This window comes from Niallia sp. FSL W8-0635, assembly GCF_038007965.1.
Classification (GTDB): domain Bacteria; phylum Bacillota; class Bacilli; order Bacillales; family Cytobacillaceae; genus Niallia.
Genome location: NZ_JBBOYD010000001.1, coordinates 3,012,507 through 3,036,128, shown reverse-complemented (window position 1 = coordinate 3,036,128; position 23,622 = coordinate 3,012,507). Strand labels below are relative to the sequence as shown.

General features: G+C 34.9%; 23 protein-coding genes. 21 read left to right on the top strand and 2 right to left on the bottom strand.

All coding sequences use genetic code 11. The annotated features are described in order from the left end of the window. Window positions 1-3: 3 nt before the first annotated feature. The 4 genes from prmA (at window position 4) to deoC (ending at window position 3,955) form a co-directional block, all read left to right on the top strand. The gene (gene prmA / locus NYE52_RS14710) at window positions 4-948 is read left to right on the top strand and encodes a 50S ribosomal protein L11 methyltransferase (RefSeq protein ID WP_341193759.1); all 945 of its coding nucleotides are present in this window, start codon (window positions 4-6) and stop codon (window positions 946-948) included. A 110-nt stretch (window positions 949-1,058) separates the two neighbouring features. Beyond that, window positions 1,059-1,802, top strand: coding sequence for a 16S rRNA (uracil(1498)-N(3))-methyltransferase (locus tag NYE52_RS14705; protein WP_341193758.1), 744 nt, complete (start codon window positions 1,059-1,061; stop codon window positions 1,800-1,802). Window positions 1,803-1,807: 5 nt separating this feature from the next. After that, entirely contained in the window at window positions 1,808-3,160 is a 1,353-nt protein-coding gene (mtaB, locus tag NYE52_RS14700) for a tRNA (N(6)-L-threonylcarbamoyladenosine(37)-C(2))-methylthiotransferase MtaB (RefSeq protein ID WP_341193757.1), read from the top strand. 129 nt (window positions 3,161-3,289) lie between these two features. Beyond that, complete coding sequence (gene deoC, locus NYE52_RS14695; RefSeq protein ID WP_341193756.1) at window positions 3,290-3,955, top strand: deoxyribose-phosphate aldolase; 666 nt, start codon at window positions 3,290-3,292, stop codon at window positions 3,953-3,955. A gap of 87 nt (window positions 3,956-4,042) precedes the next feature. Here deoC and NYE52_RS14690 read toward each other — a convergent pair whose 3' ends face one another. Next, the gene (locus NYE52_RS14690; RefSeq protein WP_341193755.1) at window positions 4,043-4,828 is read right to left on the bottom strand and encodes a helix-turn-helix domain-containing protein; all 786 of its coding nucleotides are present in this window, start codon (window positions 4,826-4,828) and stop codon (window positions 4,043-4,045) included. A 483-nt stretch (window positions 4,829-5,311) separates the two neighbouring features. Here NYE52_RS14690 and NYE52_RS14685 point away from each other — a divergent pair, with 483 nt between their 5' ends. Then, entirely contained in the window at window positions 5,312-7,072 is a 1,761-nt protein-coding gene (locus NYE52_RS14685; protein ID WP_341193754.1) for an ABC transporter ATP-binding protein, read from the top strand. Further along, a complete protein-coding gene (locus tag NYE52_RS14680) occupies window positions 7,062-8,843 on the top strand; it encodes an ABC transporter ATP-binding protein (RefSeq protein ID WP_341193753.1) in 1,782 nt (593 codons plus the stop codon). Before NYE52_RS14685 ends, NYE52_RS14680 begins: the two co-directional genes overlap by 11 nt. A gap of 466 nt (window positions 8,844-9,309) precedes the next feature. Here the strand turns inward: NYE52_RS14680 and NYE52_RS14675 are convergent, their stop codons facing one another. After that, window positions 9,310-10,227: a Na/Pi symporter gene (locus NYE52_RS14675; protein ID WP_341193752.1), complete on the bottom strand. Its 918-nt coding sequence runs from the start codon at window positions 10,225-10,227 to the stop codon at window positions 9,310-9,312. Between the two features lie 334 nt (window positions 10,228-10,561). Here NYE52_RS14675 and rpsU point away from each other — a divergent pair, with 334 nt between their 5' ends. From rpsU to recO, 15 genes are all read left to right on the top strand, one after another. Continuing rightward, window positions 10,562-10,735, top strand: a complete 174-nt coding sequence (gene rpsU / locus NYE52_RS14670; RefSeq protein WP_003152957.1) for a 30S ribosomal protein S21 — start codon at window positions 10,562-10,564, stop codon at window positions 10,733-10,735. Window positions 10,736-10,752: 17 nt separating this feature from the next. Beyond that, window positions 10,753-11,196 carry a GatB/YqeY domain-containing protein gene (locus NYE52_RS14665; protein WP_341193751.1) on the top strand — a complete coding sequence of 148 codons (444 nt, stop codon included), beginning with the start codon at window positions 10,753-10,755 and terminating at the stop codon, window positions 11,194-11,196. Between the two features lie 251 nt (window positions 11,197-11,447). Further along, on the top strand, window positions 11,448-12,788 hold the full coding sequence (locus tag NYE52_RS14660) for an NfeD family protein (protein WP_341193750.1): 1,341 nt from the start codon (window positions 11,448-11,450) through the stop codon (window positions 12,786-12,788). Beyond that, on the top strand, window positions 12,788-13,789 hold the full coding sequence (gene floA / locus NYE52_RS14655) for a flotillin-like protein FloA (RefSeq protein WP_341193749.1): 1,002 nt from the start codon (window positions 12,788-12,790) through the stop codon (window positions 13,787-13,789). Before NYE52_RS14660 ends, floA begins: the two co-directional genes overlap by 1 nt. 26 nt (window positions 13,790-13,815) lie before the next feature. Further along, the gene (locus NYE52_RS14650) at window positions 13,816-14,259 is read left to right on the top strand and encodes a hypothetical protein (RefSeq protein ID WP_341193748.1); all 444 of its coding nucleotides are present in this window, start codon (window positions 13,816-13,818) and stop codon (window positions 14,257-14,259) included. A gap of 237 nt (window positions 14,260-14,496) precedes the next feature. Then, window positions 14,497-14,781, top strand: a complete 285-nt coding sequence (yqfC, locus tag NYE52_RS14645) for a sporulation protein YqfC (RefSeq protein WP_341193747.1) — start codon at window positions 14,497-14,499, stop codon at window positions 14,779-14,781. 14 nt (window positions 14,782-14,795) lie between these two features. Then, window positions 14,796-15,989, top strand: a complete 1,194-nt coding sequence (gene yqfD / locus NYE52_RS14640; RefSeq protein ID WP_341193746.1) for a sporulation protein YqfD — start codon at window positions 14,796-14,798, stop codon at window positions 15,987-15,989. Further along, complete coding sequence (locus NYE52_RS14635; protein ID WP_341193745.1) at window positions 15,986-16,951, top strand: PhoH family protein; 966 nt, start codon at window positions 15,986-15,988, stop codon at window positions 16,949-16,951. The genes yqfD and NYE52_RS14635 overlap by 4 nt, the downstream gene beginning before the upstream one ends. Before the next feature lie 305 nt (window positions 16,952-17,256). Then, window positions 17,257-19,428 carry an HD family phosphohydrolase gene (locus NYE52_RS14630; protein WP_341193744.1) on the top strand — a complete coding sequence of 724 codons (2,172 nt, stop codon included), beginning with the start codon at window positions 17,257-17,259 and terminating at the stop codon, window positions 19,426-19,428. Between the two features lie 12 nt (window positions 19,429-19,440). Next, window positions 19,441-19,911: an rRNA maturation RNase YbeY gene (gene ybeY, locus NYE52_RS14625; protein ID WP_341193743.1), complete on the top strand. Its 471-nt coding sequence runs from the start codon at window positions 19,441-19,443 to the stop codon at window positions 19,909-19,911. Next, window positions 19,889-20,287 (top strand): diacylglycerol kinase family protein, encoded by a 399-nt coding sequence (locus NYE52_RS14620; RefSeq protein WP_341193742.1) that lies wholly within the window; start codon window positions 19,889-19,891, stop codon window positions 20,285-20,287. The genes ybeY and NYE52_RS14620 overlap by 23 nt, the downstream gene beginning before the upstream one ends. 646 nt (window positions 20,288-20,933) lie before the next feature. Further along, window positions 20,934-21,335 (top strand): cytidine deaminase, encoded by a 402-nt coding sequence (gene cdd, locus NYE52_RS14615; protein ID WP_341193741.1) that lies wholly within the window; start codon window positions 20,934-20,936, stop codon window positions 21,333-21,335. Continuing rightward, entirely contained in the window at window positions 21,325-22,239 is a 915-nt protein-coding gene (gene era, locus NYE52_RS14610) for a GTPase Era (RefSeq protein ID WP_445669117.1), read from the top strand. The genes cdd and era overlap by 11 nt, the downstream gene beginning before the upstream one ends. 195 nt (window positions 22,240-22,434) lie before the next feature. Continuing rightward, entirely contained in the window at window positions 22,435-22,578 is a 144-nt protein-coding gene (locus tag NYE52_RS14605; protein WP_341193740.1) for a YqzL family protein, read from the top strand. A 33-nt stretch (window positions 22,579-22,611) separates the two neighbouring features. Continuing rightward, on the top strand, window positions 22,612-23,367 hold the full coding sequence (recO, locus tag NYE52_RS14600; RefSeq protein WP_341193739.1) for a DNA repair protein RecO: 756 nt from the start codon (window positions 22,612-22,614) through the stop codon (window positions 23,365-23,367). Window positions 23,368-23,622 lie beyond the last annotated feature (255 nt).

Here is a 23,622-nt window from a genome sequence, read left to right as displayed (position 1 = left end):
GAAATGAAATGGTCAGAAATCACAATTCATACGACAAATGAAGCGATTGAACCTATTTCGAATATTTTGCATGAAGCAGGTGCTAGTGGGGTAGTTATTGAAGACCCCTTTGAACTAATTAAAGAAAGAGAAGACCAATTCGGCGAAATCTACCAACTAAATCCTGATGATTATCCTGAAGAAGGCGTGCTTGTCAAAGCGTATTTACCAATCAATAGTTTTCTTGGAGAAACAGTAGAAGCAATTAAAGAAAACATCAATAATTTGGTGCTATTTAATATTGATATTGGTTTAAATAAAGTTTCCATTATGGAAGTTAATGAAGAAGAATGGGCTACCGCTTGGAAAAAATATTATCATCCTGTGAAAATATCGGAGAAATTTACCATTGTACCAACATGGGAGAATTATACGCCTGTCCATACGGATGAATTAATTATTGAATTAGATCCAGGTATGGCTTTCGGTACAGGTACTCATCCCACAACTGTATTATGTATCCAAGCTTTGGAAAGAATAGTTAAAAAAGAGGATATAGTTATTGATGTTGGTACTGGTTCTGGAGTGTTAAGCATTGCAGCAGCAATGTTAGGAGCTAAATCTGTACTTGCCTTAGATTTGGATGAAGTTGCGGTCCGCTCTGCAAAACTAAATATTAAATTGAACAAGGTTCATGAAACTACAACAGTCCGTCAAAATAATTTATTAAGTGGGATAAATGAAGAGGCAGATGTAATTGTTGCAAATATTTTGGCAGAGGTTATCGTACGATTTACAGATGATGTATACCGATTACTCAAGGAAGACGGTTACTTTATTGCTTCTGGTATCATTCTTCAGAAAAAAGAAGAAGTAAAAGATGCTATTATTGCATCTGGACTAGAAATAATAGAAACGGTTCAAATGGAAGATTGGGTGAGTATTACTGCTCAAAAAAGAAAGAAATAGTAGACTTGACAGATTAAAGCTGTAAAAGTAAGCGAATATACTAAAGGAAAAGGAAGTTTCGTCTTACGATTCTTCCTTATCTATTGGTTAAAGGAAAGTAGGTATTTCGATTGCAGCGCTATTTTGCTAAAAATGAAGAAGATACATTTATTATCCAAGAAGATGATTATCATCATATTGTACGAGTTATGCGAATGGATATTGACGATGAAATATACTGTGTAAATGACAATCAACAAGTAGCACGTTGTACAATAGCAAATATTTCCGAAAACGAAGTGACAGCAAAAGTGTTACAATGGATAGAAGGCGAAATAGAGCTACCTGTTTCTGTTTCCATAGTGAGCGGAATGCCAAAAGGGGATAAGCTAGAATGGATTATTCAAAAAGGGACAGAATTAGGTGCTTATAAGTTTATCCCTTTTATAGCAGCTCGCTCCGTCGTTAAATGGGATGAGAAAAAAGGTGGGAAAAAGCTTGTTCGCTGGAATAAAATAGCGAAAGAAGCGGCTGAACAATCCCATCGTACGTTGATACCAGAAGTAAGTGCTCCAATTGATATAAAACAATTAATTAGACTTGCAGAGGACTATGACGTTAAGTTAGTAGCATATGAAGAAGAGGCAAGAGAAGGCGAATCGTCCATGTTAACGAAAAGCTTAAAGTCGATGACAAAGGGACAATCTATCCTTGCTGTATTTGGACCAGAAGGTGGTCTAAATGAGTCAGAAGTAGCTTTATTAAAAGATTATGGATTTATAACATGTGGACTTGGTCCAAGAATATTAAGAACAGAGACAGCACCATTATACCTTTTGTCTGCTGTATCTTATCATTTTGAATTGATGGAGTGATAAAAATGCCAACAGTTGCTTTTCATACATTAGGATGTAAAGTAAACCATTATGAAACGGAAGCGATCTGGCAGTTGTTTAAACAACAGGGCTATGAACGTGTAGAATATGAAAATATGTCTGATGTATATGTAATAAACACATGTACGGTTACAAATACAGGGGATAAAAAGAGCCGACAAGTCATTCGTCGTGCAGTGCGAAAAAACCCGGATGCAGTTATTTGTGTTACAGGCTGTTATGCACAAACTTCTCCAGCAGAAATCATGGCTATTCCTGGTGTCGATATTGTAGTTGGTACGCAGGATCGTGTGAAAATGCTAGAGTATATTGCGCAATTTAAACAAGAAAGACAGCCGATTAATGCGGTTGGTAATATAATGAAAAATCGTGTCTATGAGGAAATGGATGTTCCAGCTTTTACAGATAGAACCAGAGCATCTTTAAAAATTCAAGAAGGCTGTAATAATTTTTGTACATTCTGTATTATTCCATGGGCAAGAGGATTGATGCGATCTAGAGACCCACAAGACGTTATTAAGCAGGCACAACAACTAGTGGATGCTGGCTATAAAGAAATAGTCTTAACGGGAATTCATACAGGTGGATATGGCTCAGATATGAAGGATTATAACTTAGCAAACTTACTTCGTGACTTAGAAGCTCAAGTAAAGGGACTGAAGCGTCTTCGTATTTCTTCCATTGAAGCTAGTCAAATAACAGATGAAGTAATTGAAGTATTGGATAAATCAAAAATAATTGTAAATCATCTTCATATACCTATTCAATCTGGTTCTGATACTGTTTTAAAGAGAATGAGAAGAAAATATACGATGGAATTCTTTGCTGAAAGAATAACAAGGCTAAAAGAAGCTCTACCAGGATTAGCAATTACATCAGATGTTATTGTTGGTTTTCCAGGGGAGACAGAAGAAGAGTTCATGGAAACATATAATTTTATAAAAGACCATAAATTCTCTGAATTACATGTGTTCCCATATTCGAAGAGAACAGGAACTCCTGCAGCACGTATGGACAACCAAATTGATGAAGAAGTAAAGAATGAACGAGTACATCGTTTGATATCTCTTTCTGATCAATTAGCTAAAGAATATTCATCTAATTATGAAGGCGAAGTAGTAGAAGTTATTCCAGAGGAAGTTTACAAAGAGGACGGAAATGGAAAGCTATATGTTGGATATACAGATAACTATCTAAAAGTTGTATTTCCTGCTACAGAAGAAATGATTGGAAAAATTGTTAAAGTGAAAATTACAAAAGCTGGTTATCCTGTAAATGAAGGACAATTTGTCCGTGTTTTAGAGGAAATAGAAGACCAAGCTGCGATTGTTTCTTAAGTCATCGAAAAACATAAAACCTTACTAATATTTTAATTTTACGTAAGTTAATCAAGCTCTTTGAACGAATGAAATCCGAAGAGCTTGAGCATAAATTTTCTAAAGTACATATATCAAAGGAGAATCATAATGAACATTGCTAAAATGATTGATCACACTTTATTGAAGGCGGATGCAACGAAAGAACAAATTATTACTCTTTGTGAAGAAGCAAAGCAGTATACATTTGCGTCTGTATGTGTTAATCCTACTTGGGTGAAAGTTGCAAGTGAATTGCTAAATGGAACAGAAGTAAAGGTGTGTACAGTGATTGGTTTCCCTTTAGGTGCAACTACTTCTGCAACGAAAGCATTTGAAACAGAAGATGCGATTAAAAATGGTGCTACAGAAGTAGATATGGTTATTAATATTGGAGCTCTAAAGGATAAAAATTATGATTTAGTAAAAGAAGATATAAAAGCAGTTGTAGATGCTGCCAAAGGTAAGGCATTATCAAAAGTAATTATTGAAACAAGCCTGTTAACAAATGATGAAAAAGAGATTGCTTGTAAATTAGCAGTGGAAGCAGGAGCTGATTTTGTAAAAACTTCAACAGGTTTTTCTACAGGCGGAGCAACAGTTGAGGACATTTCGCTAATGAGAAAAACTGTAGGTCCAGAAATAGGTGTGAAAGCGTCTGGCGGAGTACGTAGCAGCGAAGATACCGAAAAAATGATTGATGCAGGTGCGACTAGAATTGGTGCAAGTTCTGGAGTTGCAATTGTAAATGGATTAACAAGCACAAGTGACTATTGATAGTATCTTTTTTTTGAAATCCTTAGAGAAGACATATAATTGTTTTCTCTAAGGATTTTTTATTTGCCATTTTTCTCATTTGTAACGCTAATAACTTTCCATATAAATTTTTCGGTAATTACTTGGAGTAGTGTTCATAATTTTTTCGAAATTACGATTAAAGCTACGAATGTTTCGGTATCCAACTATATCGGCAATTTCTGTAATCTTACTATCTGTAGTTTTTAATAATTGAGAAGCTAATGTGACGCGATGACCATTTAGGAATTCAACAAATGGTACTTTAAGTATTTTTGTAAAAAATCTTGAAAGATAGGAATAGTCATAACCAAATTTTTGGGACAAATCTTTTAATGAAAGTTCCTCTGTAAAATGATTTTGGATATAGTTTAGTAAATCGTGTAGTAAATAATCATCTCTTCTCGTTTCCTCTTTAAAAGCTGTTTGGTTTAATAATTCGGAGCAGATTAAATAAAGTACCCCTTTTTTGGCAATCATCGAGCTTTTATTATTTGTTAAGACGTCTTTTATCATCTCGCAGAAAGTAGGCTGCAACTGGAATATTGGATGAATTAAATCTTTATTTTTACTTGCTTGATAAAATTGATTGACCAATTCTGGAGAAAAGACATAAATCCAGGAGTGGTTTTTTTGCTTGCTTTGTAAGCTATGTATTTGATTCGAAAGAATGAGAGCGTTTTCTCCGGCGTGAAGGGTATATGTTTTATTTTGGATTGTAAGGTCCAATTTTCCTTCATCAACCATCACTAGCTCCATGCTACGATGGAAATGCGGGAGATTAGTAGGATTGAATGCTGAAATACGATCAAAATCTCCATTTTGTCCGAAATAATTTGATTGATAGTATAACATTCATAAACTCCTTTCAAGACAAATTTTGTCCATAATTATACAATTTAAGTACTAGTTACGTCAAACCTTGATGACTAAAATTAATCTGTGATAAGAAATGAGTGTTCTCTTTTCATATTGGCCAAAAATAGTCTCGTACGCTTCCAATGAGGCCACTCATAATGATTGAGTAAGACCGTATTAAATTTTTTAAATGCTGCGTTGTTTACGGATAAATATTGTTTGGCAAAATGGCTAAGCACAAGTATAAAAATGCCAGGTGTGCAGCCAGGCGCTTAACAATGGATTCACCAACGCCACGAAAAAATGGGAGAGAGGTTAGAGTATGAAAGCTAATTTAAACTTTGTATACACCCCTTTATTTGTTTTAAGAGATATTATTGATTTCACGTAGTGATTTTCGTTTTATAAGTATATTTAAATACCTTTAGAAATATCATTTTGAAGTAACCAAATTAAAAAAAGAAAGAGTGTAGATTCCTATTGAATAATTATCAATGGATTTGGAGTTATGTAAAGAAGAATAAGAAAAAAGTAATTAGTGCAACATTGATTTTATTGGCAAATTCCTTCTTTGTAGTGATTATTCCTATTTTAAGTGGAAGATTGATTGATGAAGTCATTGAGAATAATCAAGTACAACTTTTAGTTCCAATTCTATTAGCAATGATAGGGGCAACTCTTATTAGAACTGTTACACGATACATATACCAACTGTTATACGAACGTGTTGGTCAGGATGCACAGTTTGATATTAGGCAAGATATGTACAAAAAATTACAAGAGCTTGATTTTGATTTTTTCAATCATAACCGCGTAGGAGATATTATGGCGAGAATGACAGGAGATATGGATGCTATTCGTCATTTCGTTTCATGGGTTTGTTACAATATCGCTGAATGTGTCATTTGGTTTGCTGTAGCTATTATCGTTATGATGAATATCGATTGGAGATTAACTTTAGGTCTAGTTGCTGTCACACCGATTATTTTTATTTTTACACAAAAAATGTCCAGATCGGCGCATCCGGTATTTTTAGAAATTCGAGAAAGTTTTTCTAGGCTGAATTCAATGGTGGAAGAAAATATTAGTGGAAATCGTGTGGTTAAAGCTTTTTCGAGGGAAGGATACGAAATTGAAAAATTTAATCATTTTAATGATGATTATCGAAAGCGTAATCTAGATTCTGCTAATGTATCGAAAAAATACTTACCATGGCTAGATGGCTTCGCAGGAGTGCTTGCTGTTATTACATTATTACTAGGGGGATTATTCGTAATACAAGGTAGTATGTCGATTGGGGAGTTAGTAGCTTTTAATGGATTTATGTGGTTGTTAAATATGCCGATGCGGATGAGCGGATGGTTAATAAATGATGTACAGCGCTTTAATGCATCCTGTGTAAAAATACGAAACTTGTTAAGTACGGAACCGCAAATAATGGTGGAAGAAAGAAAACACGGTAAGAAAATTTCCGGCTATGTAACTTTTAATAACGTCTCTTTTGCGTTTTCCGATGATCCAGAAACATTAATTTTAAAGAATGTCTCTTTTACTGTCCGACCTGGGCAAACAGTGGGGATTCTAGGGGAAACTGGAGCCGGAAAATCAACGCTAGTAAACTTGATTGCGAGATTTTATGATCCGACAGATGGAGAAGTATTAATCGATCACGTAAATGCGAAAGAATGGCCAGTGCGGAAGCTCCGTGATCAGATTTCCATGGTTATGCAAGATATTTTCTTGTTTTCAAATACAATTGAAGAAAACATTTCCTTTGGAAATCCATATTTGAATATGGAACAGATTCAGCGAGTTGCCGCTATAGCTGATGCTCATAATTTTATTGTCAGAATGCCTGAAGGTTACAATACAATTGTTGGAGAGCGTGGAGTTGGATTATCAGGAGGTCAAAAGCAAAGGATTTCCTTAGCTAGAGCATTAGCAAAGGATCCATCCATCTTAATTTTGGATGATACAACATCCGCGGTAGATATGGAGACAGAAAGTAAAATCCAAAAGGAATTAAATCAGTTAACCCAAAATAAAACAACATTTATTATTGCGCATCGTATTTCATCTGTAAGGGATGCAGATTTTATTTTAGTTCTCGACAAAGGAGAAGTAAAAGAACAAGGTACACATTCGGAGCTTGTTGGGAAAAAAGGGATCTATTACGATGTTTACAAAAGGCAGCTAGGATTAGTAGAGCAGGAAGAAGGGGGAGCAACCATTGGCCCGTAATAAATTTAATGTCGATGAAGAATTAGAAACTGAATTTAATTGGAGTCATTATAAACGAATTGGTGCTTATATTAAACCATATAAAAAAGCATTGTTTATTACATTGCTAATCATCTTAACTGCCAACGTAGCAGGGATGCTCGGTCCGTTTTTTACTAAAATAGCGATAGATGAAATCATACCAGATAAAAATATTCCACTTTTAATTGGAATCAGTGCATTATTTTTGTTATCACTTGTGGTGATTGGTATTTGTATGCGATATCGGATTCAATGGATTACAGATATCGGTCAAAATATTTTAAAGGATATGCGATTAGATATTTTTCAGCACTTGCAAAAATTACCTTTTTCCTATTTTGATAATCGTCCCCACGGAAAAATTTTGATAAGAGTAGTTAACTATATTAATACGCTGAGTGATCTATTAAGCAACGGCTTAATTAATCTTATCTCTGATATAATCAGTGTCATCATTACGTTAATTTTTATGTTTGCAATTGATGCTAAACTTACGTTATATAGTTTAGCACTTCTTCCTATTTTAGGAATATTGGTATGGGTTATTAAAAATATGCAAAGAAAAGCTTACCAAGTTTTAAGTAATAAGCAATCCAATATGAATGCGTATATTCATGAAAGTATTGCTGGGATAAAAATTACACAATCATTTGCAAGAGAAGAAGAGAATTATGAGATATTTGACGAAGTAAGTAATGAAACAAGAACCTCTTGGCTGAAGGCTGTTTCCATCCAGTTTTTATTATGGCCAGGTGTGCAAAATATTTCAGTTTTGACGACAAGTTTAATTTACTTCGTAGGGATTCGCCAGATTGGGGTGGATGTCAGTACTGGTACACTAGTTGCGTTTATTGGATATGTTAATAATTTTTGGAACCCGGTAATTAATATGGGGAATTTCTATAATGCTCTTATTACTGCGTCTGCTTATTTGGAAAGGATTTTTGAAACATTAGATGTGGAACCAGATATTAAGGATAATCCTAAAGCAATTGAGATGCCAACCATTAAAGGCAATGTAACCTTTGATCATGTCTCGTTTCGTTATGAAGAAGGGAAAAACATCCTTAATGATGTCAGTTTCCATATAAATGCAGGAGAAAGTATAGCACTGGTCGGACCCACTGGTGCAGGAAAGTCAACCATCATTAATTTACTTTGTAGGTTTTATGATGTCAATGAAGGGAGTGTTAAAATAGATGATTTTGACGTAAGAATTGTGACGTTGAAATCTCTTCGTTCCCAAATGGGTGTAATGCTTCAAGATACATTTGTATTTTCAGGAACAATCTTGGATAATATTCGTTATGGAAAGTTAGATGCAACAGAAAATGAGATAATTGAAGCTGCTAAAATTGTCAGAGCGCATGACTTCATTAAAGATTTAAAGGACGGATATCATACGGTAGTGGAAGAACGAGGAAGTACTTTATCAGCAGGACAAAGGCAATTAATATCCTTTGCGCGGGCACTCTTAGCAAATCCCAAAATATTAATTTTAGATGAAGCAACAAGTAGTATTGATACAAAAACGGAGGAACTTCTTCAAGAAGGAATAACTGAATTACTAAAGGGAAGGACTTCTTTTATCATCGCCCATCGTCTTTCGACTATTAAAAATAGCAGTCAAATATTCTATGTAGATGGAGGTAGAATTGCAGAAAAAGGCACACATGAGCAACTAATGGCAAAAAAAGGACTGTATTATCATTTGTATCAATCACAATATGATTTACTAAAGGTTATGTAAAGCGGCTGTGACAAAACTAAATAGCCAACCTGTAAAGAGGAACAATCCTTAATTTAGCTCTTAAATAAAGAATACTTTTTCATTCTAGTTATTTATGATTTTAAATATAGTCAGTGTAAAAACTAATTCTTTTTAAAAAGTTGTTTTTCTATAAACTATTATGGAAATAGAAAAAATTAATTACTTGGAAAGACGGAGCAGCCTGAATACACGTAGACTCCTATGGGAGCTGCGAGAAAGTCCGAGACCCTGCAGGAGCATAGCGACGAAGCGGCTCGGCGCTCGCCCCCATGGAAAGCGAAGTGTATTCAGGCTGCGGATAATAACACCAACTTTACTGAAATAGCCTTTTATAAACCAATATAAACCCGAACGATCATATATCAAACTACCGTATGATTATTCGGGTTTATTTATGGAGGGAATACGGATGTCCCAGCCTTAAGGTTTTGGAGTATTAATATCATTACCTGTGTATTCGTAAAATTAATTTACCGAAACGCTCCGCAAATGGAAGAACAAGAAGGGATGACAGAACATTGAATAAAAGGCTAGCATGAGCGAGCTGAACATCAATATCAGTGGTCATGTCTTTAACGACATTTGCTAATCCATCGATAAAAGGATAGAACAGAATAACCCCGCCAATGTTTAGCCAAATATGAGCATAGGCACAAAGTTTTGCGTTTTTTTCTGTTCCAATTGAAGCTAAATAAGAAGTTATGCATGTACCGATGTTTGATCCTAACATAATGGCTATTGCAATTTCTATAGGAAGTAATCCTGCTTCTAAAAAGCCCATGATGATTCCGATTGTTGCTGTGCTTGATTGAATTAATGCTGTAATAATGATTCCCACTAAGAGAGCTATAATAGGTCGATCAGAGAGTTGCAGAAAAAAAGAATGAATGAATGTATGGTGTTCAATGATTCCAGCGAAATACTTAAATCCTCTCATTGTTGTAAAGACAATTGAAATACCAAATAGGATGAATCCGATGCTTCTTAATTGGTATCTGTTAATAATCATAAATAGAACACCTATAATAGCTAGGGGTAATAAATAATTATTGATGTCGAAAGTGATGAATTCAGTTGTAAATGTCGTACCGATATTTGTTCCTAAAATAATCCCAATGGATTGAGGAAAGGTTAATACTCTTGCTGAAATTAAACCAATTGTCAGCACCATAACAGCTGCACTACTTTGAAGAAGTGCAGTAATAATAATGGAAATGATTAACCCTTTCCATGGTTTATCTGTCAATTTTTCAAGCAAGCCTTTTAATGATTGAGAAGATAAATTAAATAAACCTGTCCGTAAAAGAGTCATTCCATAAATAAATAAAAGGATTAGTACAATAAAAAGTAAAAGATAAATCATTATATGCTTCCTCCTCTATATAAAATATATGAGGAAATAGTTGCGGACATGCCATTTACAGCTAAATAAATGATAGAAGAGTTCTAGTGTTAGGTACCTAGCAGACGTGGCGTTTAAAATGTTTTTTAGAGGGGAAAATAAAATGGGAGAAAGGATTGGAGGGAGAAAAGGGCTGGATTCATGTATAAAACACCCTTTTTTTACGTTTTTTTTAAAACAATTTGTCTAACTAGGTCAAATACGGTTGACCTTGTTACTTTGATATATTATAATGTCAAGGTACATGGAAACCATGTTGATGTTAGTGTGTTGTGTTCGGAGGGAGGGAAAGAGAATGTCTAAAACCGTCGTTCGTAAAAACGAATCGCTTGAAGATGCTCTTCGTCGCTTCAAACGTTCAGTATCAAAAACTGGTACTTTGCAGGAAGCTAGAAAGCGCGAATTCTACGAGAAACCAAGTGTGAAACGTAAGAAAAAGTCAGAAGCAGCAAGAAAACGTAAGTTCTAAGAGAGGGTGTAGCAAAATTGAGTCTTCTCGAACGTTTAAACAATGATATGAAGCAAGCGATGAAAAACAAAGAAAAAGATAAACTAGTTGTAATTCGAATGATTAAGGCTGCCATTCAGAATGAAAGAATTAAGCTTGGTAGAGATCTTTCTGAAGAAGACGAGTTATCTGTCCTTTCTCGCGAAGTAAAACAACGCAAAGACTCCCTCCATGAGTTTGAGAAAGCAGGTCGTGAAGATCTTGTTGACAAAATACGTGCGGAGTTAAAACATGTTGAAATATATATGCCTGAACAACTTTCGGAAGAGGAACTAGCAGAGATTGTGAAACAAACAATTGATGAAACAGGTGCTTCTTCTAAGAAAGAGATGGGAAAAGTGATGGCTGCTTTAATGCCTAAAGTAAAAGGAAAAGCAGACGGTTCACTAGTAAATAAACTTGTACAACAACACCTTTCATAAATAAGTTTATGTTTTAAAGGCTGCAGATATTGTCTGTAGCCTTTTTACATGTTTAAGTTGAAAGGGTTTTCTTAATGGCGCTAGAATCGATTTACAAGATAACGGTTTTATCTTATTTTGAAAGACATATAATAAAAATAGTTTAAAAAAAATAAAAATAAAAATAAAAATAAAAAAATGAAACTTTTTTTTAACTCAACCGTATAGATAGTCATAACAAAAAAATTCACAGTTTGGAAAGGAGGGAGAATTTGAGAAGACATAAGAAACGATTATTGCTTCCTCTTCTTTTTATCTTTTTTCTATCGATTATACCTAGTTTTATCTATGCAAATAATAACGAAATTGTGTATGTCGTACCGATAAAGAATACTGTGGAAAAAGGTTTAAGTGAGTTTATAGATCGAGCTATTACGGAAGCGGAAGAAAATCAGGCTAGTGCGATTATTTTTGATATGAATACACCTGGTGGAGATGTTTCTGCTGCAATCGAAATAGGAAAAAGAATTTCTGAAACTGATATTAAAACCGTTACCTTTATTAATCAGGATGCTATTTCGGCAGGTTCCTATATTGCATTAAATACCGATGAAATCTATATGGTGGAGGGAAGCAGGATAGGGTCATCTGGAGTGATTGATGGACAAGGAAATGCGGCAGATGAAAAAGCACAATCTTACTGGATTTCCGCAATGAAAGGTGCAGCGGAAAAGACAGGAAGAGACCCAATTTATGCAATGGCAATGGCTGATAAATCAATCGCAATTCCAGGAATGAAGGAATCAGGAACTTTTTTAACTTTGACTTCAACGGAAGCGGAAGAGGTAAATTATTCTAATGATACAGTCCATAGTTTAGATGATGTGCTTAGTGAACTTGGTTTACAGAATGCGAAGGTAGAAAGGATAGATGAAAGCTTTGCAGATAAAATAGCAAGGTTTGTAACAAACCCTATAATAATTCCTATTTTATTATCGATCGGTAGTTTAGGATTAATTATTGAGTTATATTCACCGGGATTTGGTTTACCTGGTTTTGCTGGGCTTTCTGCTTTGTTATTATTTTTCTATGGTCACTTGGTTGCAGGCCTTGCAGGATATGAAAGCCTCATTCTTTTTATAATAGGAATTCTCTTGATTATATTGGAATTTTTTGTTGTTGGAGGAATAGCAGGGGCAATAGGGATTGTTGCTGTGATTGCCAGTATGTTTCTTGCGAGTGGCGATTTTATGGTGATAGGGATAAGCCTTTTAATCGCAATAGGTGTTTCGATTATTGCATCTATCTTATTAGTAAAGGTGTTTGGTAGAAAAATGAAATTTTTTAGAAAAATAATATTGACTGACTCAACAAACACAGAAAGTGGTTATGTTTCCAATCAAAGCCGAAAGGAATTGATCGGAAAAACAGGAATTACCTTAACTGCATTACGTCCTGCTGGGGTTGTTCTTGTTGACGACGAAAGAATTGATGTAGTGAGTGATGGTAGTTTTATTGACAAAGAGAAGAGAGTAAAAGTAGTAAAAGCAGAAGGTTCAAGGATTGTTGTTAGGGAAATACTAACGATAGATATACAAAAGGAGGATGAGTAATGTTACTTGGAGGAATAGAAATTTTTTGGATTATAATAGTAGTATTAGCAGTTATTTTATTAGGGGTTCTGTTAACCTTTGTACCAGTAATGCTTTGGATTTCTGCTTTAGCAGCAGGGGTTAGAATTAGTATCTTCACCTTAATTGGGATGCGTTTAAGAAGGGTTATTCCAAGTCGTGTAGTTAATCCGCTTATTAAAGCACATAAAGCAGGATTAACCGTTACAATTAATCAGTTGGAAAGTCACTATCTTGCAGGAGGAAATGTTGATAGAGTTGTAAATGCTTTAATCGCTGCTCATCGTGCTAATATTGAGTTAACCTTTGAAAGATGTGCTGCTATTGATTTAGCTGGTCGTGATGTTTTAGAAGCAGTGCAGATGAGTGTTAACCCGAAAGTAATTGAAACACCTTTTATTGCTGGTGTTGCGATGGATGGTATTGAAGTGAAAGCAAAAGCAAGAATTACAGTTCGTGCAAATATTGAAAGATTGGTAGGGGGAGCTGGGGAAGAAACAATCGTAGCCAGAGTTGGTGAAGGTATTGTTTCAACAATCGGTTCGTCTGAAAACCATAAAAAAGTGTTAGAAAACCCAGATATGATTTCTCAAACCGTCCTATCAAAAGGCTTGGATGCTGGAACAGCTTTTGAAATTCTATCGATTGATATTGCGGATGTTGATATAGGCAAAAACATTGGGGCAGAATTGCAAACAGAACAAGCTGAAGCAGATAAGAAAATTGCGCAGGCTAAAGCGGAAGAACGTAGAGCGATGGCTGTTGCTCAAGAACAAGAGATGAAAGCAAGAGTACAAGAAATGCGTGCTAAAGTTGTCGAAGCAGAAGCGGAAGTTCCTATGGCTATGTCTGACGCATTACGATCAGGAAATATTGGAGTAATGGATTATATGAATTTACAAAACATTACAGCTGATACAGAAATGAGAGGCTCTATTGGCAAATTGACAGATGATCAAAAAAATAAAGATGATAATGAGTAAACTTTTGGAAAGGGAGGGAGTATGATTTGGAAATCCTTCCAATAATTATTGCAGTTGCAGCTTTTCTCTTCTCCTCTGTTTTTGATAAAAGTAAAAAACAAGCACCAAAGCAAACTAGACCACAAGCGCCAAAGTCTGTAAAACCAGATGTTATAAGAGAACCAACAGTAATTGCCGCACCTGAGAAGCCTAAAAAAATAGTTCAGAATGTGGAAAAGCCACTTTCTGAGCTAGAAAGGCTAGAGCGGGAAAATGCAAGTTTACAAAAGAAAATTAAAATGATGGAAAAACAGCGAAATAGAGGAGTTCAAGCACCAATCCTTAAAAAGGAAGCAAATGCGGATTCAGAAGGTTTCTTTACAAAGGATAATATTATTCAAGCGGTAGTATTTTCCGAAGTATTAGCTTCCCCTAGAGCAAGAAATCCGCATAGAGCCTCTATGCAGCGCAAAGCGAAGAACATGAATTAATCCATAAAGAGTTATTATCAAGCATTATTTCTCCTATAGAGAAAAGATTGCTTGATAATAACTCTTTTTATTTGTTAAATAAACTAAAATCGGAAGAAAATCTCCTGAGATAGCCTGTTGCAAGAGTTTTTCTTAGCATAATGTAAAACTCCCTGAATATGATGATAGTAAGTGTTAGAAAGTGTACCGTCTATCTAGAGAATCTCATAATAGAGAGGAAAGGGGGGTTCTTTTTTTATGGCTAAAAAGTGGGGAAACAACTTGCGGAACTGGATGATCAAAAACTTAGAACTTCCTCAAGATGTCATGATGGACTTACCTAGAATCACAATGATTGGACAAATACATGTTTATGTAGAGAACCACCGTGGATTAATCACCTTTTCAGATAAAGAATTACGATTACTTTTAAAACAAGGGCAACTTTTGATTAAAGGAAAAGGATTTGTTATTAAAACAATTTTACCAGAAGAAATACTGTTAGAGGGAAAAATAGATCAAGTCTTATACATAAATGAGTGATTTGGGAGGAACTTATGAAAAATCATTGGGTAGAGTATATCACAGGGATTATAACAGTGAAGGCAACGGGCAAAGGATTAGAACGGTTTTTAAATAAGCTATTAAAGAATGATATTTCAGTCTGGAACATAAAGAAACATGGACCGAATACCGTAACTTTTCAAATTAGTTTAAAGAAAATCCATCGTCTTCGTCATTTAGTAAGAGACACCGGCATAAAAATAGAGTTTCAGCGCAGAGCTGGAGCTCCGTTTCTATATAAAAGGATGTGGAAGAATAGTGGATTTGTAATTGGCGTGTTTCTTTTTTTAGGACTAGTTCTTACTTTATCAAATATGGTTTGGGGAATAGAAATCAAAGGGGCAAATCCAGCGACGGAATATCAAATACGTAAACAATTGGATAAGATGGACATTAAAATCGGTCAGTTTCAATTTTTAGCAAAGGAATTAGATGAAATACAAGCGGAATTAACAAATAATATCGATGCGATTACATGGATTGGTGTTGAATTAAAAGGGACAACTTATCATTTTCAGGTTGTTGAAAAAAATGAACCGAAGAAGAAGGAAGAAGTTGGACCGCAAAACTTAGTGGCTACAAAAAAAGCAACAATCATATCTGATTTTGTAGAATCTGGTACAAAGCAATATACAATGAACGAAGTTGTAAGAAAAGGGCAGTTATTAGTTTCAGGAACAATTGGGAAAGAAGATAATGCAAAAACTGTTTCTGCTAAAGGGAAGGTATGGGGGGAAGTATGGTATACAACAGAAGTGACAGTTCCGTTGGAAACAACATTCCAAGTATTTAATGGAGAGGAAAAACAAAAATTTTATATAAATATTGGTAAGTGGAATATACCTGTTTGGGGATTTGGCAAAATAGAATATAAGGAATTCGAAAAGGAAGAAAATGAATCAAATGTTAAGTTTTTTAAATGGGAGTTACCGATTAAGATTGTTAATAAGACTTATCGAGAAAAGGAAATCGTAACAAGGGGCTATACGGAGAAGGAAGCGGTGAAAAAAGGTAAAGAGGATGCCCGAAAGGATATTATGAAACGAATTGGGGAAGATGGAAAAATAAAGGAAGAAAAAATTTTACAACGAGACATAAAGAATGGTAAAGTAAAATTAAATATAGCTTTTACTACAATTGAAAATATTGCGAAAGCACAACCTCTAACTCAAGGAGATACAGAATGACAGAAGATTTAAAAACGATGAATGTAAAATTGAAAGATCCAAACGAAGCTATTGCTTTACTTGGTAATGGAGATAGCAATCTGCAAGTGCTTGAAAAAGAATTAGATTGTAACATCGTAACGAGGGGAGAAACGCTGCTTGTTTCTTCTGAAAGTCCTGATTCAATCGAGCTTGTTGGAGATATTGTTGATAAACTTTTACAAGTCATCCGTAAAGGTGTATCTATTAGTGAACGAGATGTTATATATGCAATCTCATTGGCGAAAAAAGGGACGCTGGAATATTTCGGGTCACTATATGATGAAGAAATAGCGAAAACGATTAAAGGGAAATCAATTAGAGTTAAAACGATTGGACAAAGTGAGTATATACGTTCTATTAGAAGAAATGATTTAGTGTTTGGAATTGGTCCTGCCGGTACTGGAAAGACTTATTTAGCAGTTGTGATGGCAGTAAATGCTTTAAAGAGCGGTAAAGTAAACAGAATTATTTTAACAAGACCTGCTGTTGAAGCGGGCGAAAGTTTAGGCTTCTTGCCAGGAGATCTGAAAGAAAAAGTGGATCCGTATTTGCGCCCATTATATGATGCGTTGCATGATGTTCTTGGGATGGAGCATACAACTCGTTTGATCGAAAGAAACACGATTGAAGTAGCACCTCTCGCATATATGAGAGGAAGAACATTAGATGATGCTTTTGTTATATTAGATGAAGCGCAAAACACGACACATGCGCAAATGAAAATGTTTTTAACAAGACTTGGATTTGGTTCCAAGATGGTGATAACGGGTGATACAACGCAAATAGATTTACCAAAAGGTGTCAAATCTGGTTTGATTGTTGCGGAACAAGTTTTGCAAAAGGTTAATGGGATTGGCTTTGTTCACTTAGAAGAAAGTGATGTTGTAAGACATCCATTAGTCGGAAAAATTATCCATGCTTACGGAAAACAGGATATTTAAAGAAAGGCAATACCTTAAGTACTTTGATGCTTAACGGTATTGTCTTTTTTGTTTGCTAGTGTTAAGAAACATGAAATATTTCGAAAAAGGGTGAAAACAATCGAAAAAACTGTTATCATTTTACATATCATAAGTATTTTTCTTTTACAATAGTGGCTTTATTTATCTAGCAAAGAAAGTGAAGGGAAGCCTCTAACCAACTTCATAGGAAGAACTTACAACGAGATAGGTTAAGGATGAAGAAATAGGTTCATGATGAGAGTAATGTAGCAAATTAAACCTATTTTTAACGATGGGAGGTAAATATGAGCGTTTGGCAAAGAATAAGTAATAACTTAATAAAACTAATGAATATTACCTTTTTTAAAATAACTCTTTTTGTTCTTATTGGTGTAATTTTATTCTTTACGCTTTATGGCAACGTAAAGCCAGAAAAATTAAATGTTCAGCTTTTTTCTGTAGCAGATCAAACGATTCGATCACCAATAACGGTAGAAGATAAGGAAAGTACAGAGAAGAAGAAAGAAGAAGCGAAAAACCAAGTACAAGATGTATATGTTGTTAATAAAGAAATTGCGCAAAATCGCGTTGATTTAATATCCTCTATATTTGATTCTGTAACAGAAGTAAATAATGAAGTGGAGAAAGATCTAGAAGAAAAACGAAAAAAAGCGGAAGAGGATGATAAGGATCAGGAGTCAATAGAGGAGCCATCTGTGGATGAAAAGCTCGAATTATTAAAAGGAAAGTTGACAAATGAAGTGACGAACGGAATTATGGATCGTTCTTTAAAATCCCTTATCCCTTATTCTGAAGATCAATTAGAAATAGCCAAAGATATAACAGTGACTGCGATACATACAGTGATGAATGGAAAGATTCCATCCGATGAAGTAGAAAATGCTAAAAAAAGAGTGGAGGATATTTTAAAGGTTAACGACGGCTTAACATCCGATTTAAAGAGTGCAAGTATTGATCTAGGAAGATTTGCGATTATTCAAAATGAGTTTTACGATCCAACTGCCACGGAAGAAATGCGTCAGCAAGCGGTGGATAGCGTGGAGCCGATCAGAGTCCTTCAAGGTCAAGTTCTTGTAGAAGAGGGGCAGCTAATTAGCCGAGAAATTCACAGACAGCTAGAGCTTGTTGGATTGTTAGACAGCGATAATTCTATTCAACCATTTATCGGTTTAGGCATAATAATTTTGGCGATACTTTCTTTATTATATTTTTATATATTCAGAAGAACGGCAATGGAAAAAGAGAAAAATATTCCTTTCTATTTAATGTTCTTTCTAATTATTAGTGTTACCGTCTTACTGATGAAAACAGTAAGTGTATTTCAGCAATTTGAATATACAGAGATAGGCTATATCTTTCCGGCGGCAATGGCAGTAATGCTAATAAAAATATTAATGGAAGAAAAATCCGCCATTATGGTGACGATAATTCTTGCAATATGTGGAATGATTATGTTTAATGAAGGGGTTGCAGGAACTTTTAATGTTGGAATGGGTATATATATAATAGCCAGTGGTTTAGCGGGAATACTCTTTTTAAACAAAAGGAATCAACGAACCAATATTCTTTACGCAGGCTTCTTTATCTCTTTCATCAATATAGTGACGATATTAGCAATATTGTATTTACAAAATGGTCATTATGGAGCGAAAGAATATGGTGTTTTTATTTTGTTGGCAGTAATATCTGGAATAAGCTCTGCTGTTTTGACGATTGGGTTTCTTCCCTTCCTAGAAACTGGCTTTGGAGTACTTTCTACAATCAAGCTAATTGAGCTATCAAACCCAAATCATCCACTCTTACGTAAGATTTTAACCGAAGCACCTGGTACGTATCATCATAGTGTTATGGTGGCAAATTTAGCTGAATCTGCCTGTGAAGCGATTGGAGCTAATGGCTTACTCGCGAGAGTGGGTTGTTATTATCATGATATAGGCAAAACAAAAAGACCACATTTCTTTATTGAAAATCAAATGAATATGGGAAATCCCCATGATCGTATCCCACCTCAAGCAAGTAAAAATATTATTATTGCTCATGCGACAGATGGTGCGGAATTGTTAAGAAAATATAAATTACCGAAAGAAATAGTAGATATTGCAGAACAGCATCATGGCACTTCCTTATTAAAATATTTTTATTATAAGGCTAAAGAAAAGGGTGGTGACGTAAATGAAAGTGATTACCGCTATCCTGGTCCAAAGGCACAGACAAGAGAAGTAGCCATTATCGGAATTGCTGATAGTGTAGAGGCTGCTGTTAGAAGTTTAAATGCTCCAACAACGGTTCAAATTGATTCTTTAATTAAAAATATTATTTCCGATCGGTTGCAAGATGGACAATTAGACGAATGTGATTTAACATTAAAGGAATTAGAAATTGTTCGAAATACATTGAGTGAAACTTTAAAAGGGATATTTCATTCACGAATCGAATATCCAGAAATGAAAAAGTAAAGGAAGTAGAGTATGAATTTAGAAATTGATTTTATTGATGAAACGGAAAAAGTAAAGGAAAGTGAAATAACCAAAATTCATGACCTTCTTCAATTTGCTGCGGAGAAACAACAATTGGAAGGGGAAATTGAGCTGTCCATCACTTTTGTTCACAATGAGCAAATTCAAGAAATAAATAAGGAATACAGAGAAAAGGATCAACCGACAGATGTCATCTCTTTTGCGCTTGAGGAATTAGGAGAAGGGGAGATTCAATTAGTTGGTGAAGGGCTTCCAAGAATGTTAGGGGACATTGTCATTTCCATTGACAAAGCGGAGGAGCAAGCAAAGGAATATGGCCATTCTTATATGCGAGAGCTTGGATTTTTATCGGTGCATGGGTTCTTGCATTTACTAGGGTATGATCATATGACAAAAGAAGAAGAAGAAGTTATGTTTACTCTTCAAAAGGATATTTTAGATGAATTCGGATTACAAAGATAAAAGAATTCGAAAGAATAGTCAATTATCCTCCTTCCGCTTAGCTATATTAGGAATATTAACCGCTATTAAACAAGAAAGAAATGTAAAGATTCACTTAGTTATTTCCATTCTTGTAATTATATTAGGAGTTTTAAATGATCTTTCTAAACAAGAGTGGATGTTTATTTCGTTCTGTATTGGCTTAGTAATTACTCTGGAGTTAGTGAATACAGCAGTTGAACGTGTAGTGGATCTTGTTACCCGTGAATATCATCCATTGGCAAAAGAGGCAAAGGATATTGCAGCAGGAGCTGTATTTGTTGCAGCGATTCTTTCTGTTGTAATTGGTGGAATCATTTTTATCCCGAAAATAGTCGAAGCTATAACAGGCGGGTAAATATAAGTAATCGTAGGCTATCTGAAAAAACTAGACACTCTACCTAAAAAAAGTTTTTTGCGTTAGGGTCTAGCTTTTCAGATAGTCTTTTTGGTTTAACGGTATTAAAACGCTTGTTCTCGACGGGCTGTAAACTTTAAATAGAACTCCTGACTTCTGCCTCTTTATTGTATATATAAATTAGTATATAATTTTAAGACAGTACATAGTAAATAGGTTAATCGTTACTGAAGTTTGAAAACGAAGGTTTTTTTCTTTAGGCTGTTTTCTAAAAGATTATTGTTTTTTCAATAGGAGAAAAGAGTTAGTTGAAGTAATGGAGCAGCCGGAATACACGTAGTCGCCACGGGGATTGCGAGACAGTCTGAGACCCCGGAGGCGAAGCTGAGGAGGCTTAAGCGCGAGCCCCACGGAAAGCGAAGTGTATTCCGGTTGCGGGTAATAGCAACAAACTTTACGAAAACAGCCTTTCTTTAAAGTAAATTGCAGCACTATAAAGGGACCATGTGAGAATATTATTTTAAAATAAAGTTTGTTGAAGAATGTCTACAGAACAATCCAATGGACAGAAGAATAACCTTTTCAATAGCTATTTGTAATTGATAGAAATGAATGAAAAACAGTTAAAAAGAAATGAGGGATTTATATGAATAATGAACTTTTAATCGAAGAAGCTAAGCTTGCTCGTGAGAAAGCTTATGTACCTTATTCAAAATTTAAAGTAGGTGCTGCGCTACTTTCAGAAAATGGAACCGTTTATCATGGTTGTAATATTGAAAACGCAGCTTATAGCATGACTAACTGTGCAGAAAGAACTGCTTTGTTTAAAGCAGTTTCAGAAGGTGATACTAACTTCAAGAAGCTTGTAGTAATTGCTGATACAGAGGGGCCAGTTTCTCCTTGTGGAGCATGTAGACAAGTGATTTCTGAACTATGTCCTAAAGACATGGAAGTAGTATTGACGAATTTAAAAGGCGATGTACAAATTTTAAGTGTGGCAGAATTATTGCCAGGAGCATTTTCACCGGAGGATTTACATGAACATTAATAATCAATCAGAACACAAATCAGGATTTATATCCATTATTGGAAGACCAAATGTCGGCAAATCTACGTTTTTAAATCGTGTAATTGGTCAAAAGATTGCCATTATGAGCGACAAACCACAAACGACTAGAAATAAAGTTCAAGGTGTATTAACAACAGATGATTCACAGCTTATTTTTATCGATACACCTGGAATTCATAAGCCAAAGCATCGACTTGGCGATTTTATGATGAAGGTAGCTCAAAATACGCTGAAGGAAGTGGATTTAATCCTCTTCATGGTTAATGCGGAAGAAGGATTTGGAAAAGGTGAAGAATTTATTCTTGAAAAATTCCAAACAGTAAAGACTCCGATATTTTTAGTTATTAATAAAATTGATACAATTCACCCAGATCAATTATTTGCGATTATTGAATCATATAAAGAAAAGTATCCATTTAAAGAAATTATTCCTATTTCTGCTTTAGAAGGAAATAATGTGGAAACATTGTTGACCCAAATAAAAAAATATTTGCCAGAAGGACCACAATTTTATCCGGCAGATCAAGTAACCGATCATCCAGAACGCTTTATCGTTTCTGAATTAATAAGAGAAAAAGCACTTCATTTAACGAGAGAGGAAATTCCTCATTCCCTTGCAGTAGTTATTGAGAAAATGGAGAGAAAACAAAACGATGTTATTAATGTGATGGCAACAATCATTGTTGAACGTGATTCTCAAAAAGGGATTATTATCGGTAAGCAAGGAAGTATGCTAAAAGAAATTGGGAAAAGAGCGAGAACAGATATCGAAAACCTTCTAGGAAATAAAGTGTATTTAGAGCTATGGGTGAAGGTCCAAAAGGATTGGCGCAATAAAATGACACAGCTTCGTGACTTTGGGTTCAGGGAAGACGAATATTAATCTCACTTGGATTTAAGGTTGTTTAATAAAAGCAACTAACGATGAGAAAAAAAGCCTTTTTTTAAATATATAGGTGGTTAAAAATTATACATGCAATCAATTAACAATATTTTCGTCTCATGATTTTATAAAGACAGGCTATGATAAGATTAAGGTTGTAAACAGCTAGTAAAAAATCGAAAGGTGGGGTTTTACATGTTAGACTTTACCTGGAAAGTTTTTTCCCAAACAGGTAACATTGATACTTATCTACTCTTTAAAGAATTAGAAAAGGCTAATCATGAAATACCAGGAATGCACGAGGAGGAACTAGCAGAACTTGATTATCCGATCTCATAGCACTGTCTCTATAGTAAGGGATGGTGAATGAAGATGCTGGAAAAGTGTGAAGGAATTGTTATTAGATCAATTGATTATGGTGAATCCAATAAAATAGTAACCCTCTATACGAGAGAATGGGGAAAGGTTGGGGTAATGGCCAGAGGTGCAAAAAAGCCAAACAGTAGGCTTTCTGCTGTAACCCAACCTTTTGTCTATGGTTATTTTCTCGTCCAACGGAGTAGTGGTCTAGGACTTTTACAGCAAGGGGATATTATTTCTAGCATGCGAGGGTTAAAAGAGGATATTTTTCTTACTGCATATGCTAGTTATATAGTAGAGCTTACAGATAAATGCACAGATGAAAAAAAGCCGAATCCGTATCAGTTTGAATTATTATTTCAAACGTTAAATTATATGAATGAAGAATATGATCCGGAAATATTGGTTAACATTTATGAATTAAAAATGTTAAATAGCTTAGGGTTATATCCAGTATTAGACCGTTGTGCTTTTTGTGGCTCAACAGAGGGGCATTTTTCTTTTTCCATACGAGAAGGGGGATTGATTTGCCATCAATGCTTGGAGAAGGACCCTTACCACCATAAAATTTCACAGGCTACTGTAAAGCTTCTCCGTATTTTTTATTATATGGATATTTCCCGCCTAGGAAGTATTTCTGTGAAAGATTCAACGAAGAAAGAGCTTAGTATGATAATTGATGCTTATTATGAAGAGTATTCCGGTTTGTTTTTGAAATCGAAAAAATTTATTCAATCAATGAAGAATTTAGGAGACGCTTTTACATAAGATAAATAATGCATCACTGTTAGCGAACGTTTCAGTTAGAAAATAGGTTTAGTAAGGTTGACAACTTATTTTTTTTTCGATATTATTCATGTAAATAAAGGTGTTGCGTTGAAAAGAAAGTAGTACTTAATTTCCTCGTGAAAAGCGAGCTTGGGATAGTGGAAGCCAAGTGCATGAGCATTAAGGAAGGCGTTCTTGGAGCAACTGCGTATGAAAGTGGCTGTATATATACAGCAAATAGGGTGGAACCGCGGG

Bases quoted from the DNA above. Each gene is read 5' to 3' on its own strand.
- prmA (WP_341193759.1), top strand. From the start codon at position 4: ATGAAATGGTCAGAAATCACAATTCATACGACAAATGAAGCGATTGAA.
- mtaB (WP_341193757.1), top strand. From the start codon at position 1,808: ATGCCAACAGTTGCTTTTCATACATTAGGATGTAAAGTAAACCATTAT.
- deoC (WP_341193756.1), top strand. From the start codon at position 3,290: ATGAACATTGCTAAAATGATTGATCACACTTTATTGAAGGCGGATGCA.
- NYE52_RS14690 (WP_341193755.1), bottom strand. From the start codon at position 4,828: ATGTTATACTATCAATCAAATTATTTCGGACAAAATGGAGATTTTGAT.
- NYE52_RS14675 (WP_341193752.1), bottom strand. From the start codon at position 10,227: ATGATTTATCTTTTACTTTTTATTGTACTAATCCTTTTATTTATTTAT.
- rpsU (WP_003152957.1), top strand. From the start codon at position 10,562: ATGTCTAAAACCGTCGTTCGTAAAAACGAATCGCTTGAAGATGCTCTT.
- floA (WP_341193749.1), top strand. From the start codon at position 12,788: ATGTTACTTGGAGGAATAGAAATTTTTTGGATTATAATAGTAGTATTA.
- yqfC (WP_341193747.1), top strand. From the start codon at position 14,497: ATGGCTAAAAAGTGGGGAAACAACTTGCGGAACTGGATGATCAAAAAC.
- yqfD (WP_341193746.1), top strand. From the start codon at position 14,796: ATGAAAAATCATTGGGTAGAGTATATCACAGGGATTATAACAGTGAAG.
- NYE52_RS14635 (WP_341193745.1), top strand. From the start codon at position 15,986: ATGACAGAAGATTTAAAAACGATGAATGTAAAATTGAAAGATCCAAAC.
- NYE52_RS14630 (WP_341193744.1), top strand. From the start codon at position 17,257: ATGAGCGTTTGGCAAAGAATAAGTAATAACTTAATAAAACTAATGAAT.
- ybeY (WP_341193743.1), top strand. From the start codon at position 19,441: ATGAATTTAGAAATTGATTTTATTGATGAAACGGAAAAAGTAAAGGAA.
- NYE52_RS14620 (WP_341193742.1), top strand. From the start codon at position 19,889: ATGAATTCGGATTACAAAGATAAAAGAATTCGAAAGAATAGTCAATTA.
- cdd (WP_341193741.1), top strand. From the start codon at position 20,934: ATGAATAATGAACTTTTAATCGAAGAAGCTAAGCTTGCTCGTGAGAAA.
- era (WP_445669117.1), top strand. From the start codon at position 21,325: ATGAACATTAATAATCAATCAGAACACAAATCAGGATTTATATCCATT.
- NYE52_RS14605 (WP_341193740.1), top strand. From the start codon at position 22,435: ATGTTAGACTTTACCTGGAAAGTTTTTTCCCAAACAGGTAACATTGAT.
- recO (WP_341193739.1), top strand. From the start codon at position 22,612: ATGCTGGAAAAGTGTGAAGGAATTGTTATTAGATCAATTGATTATGGT.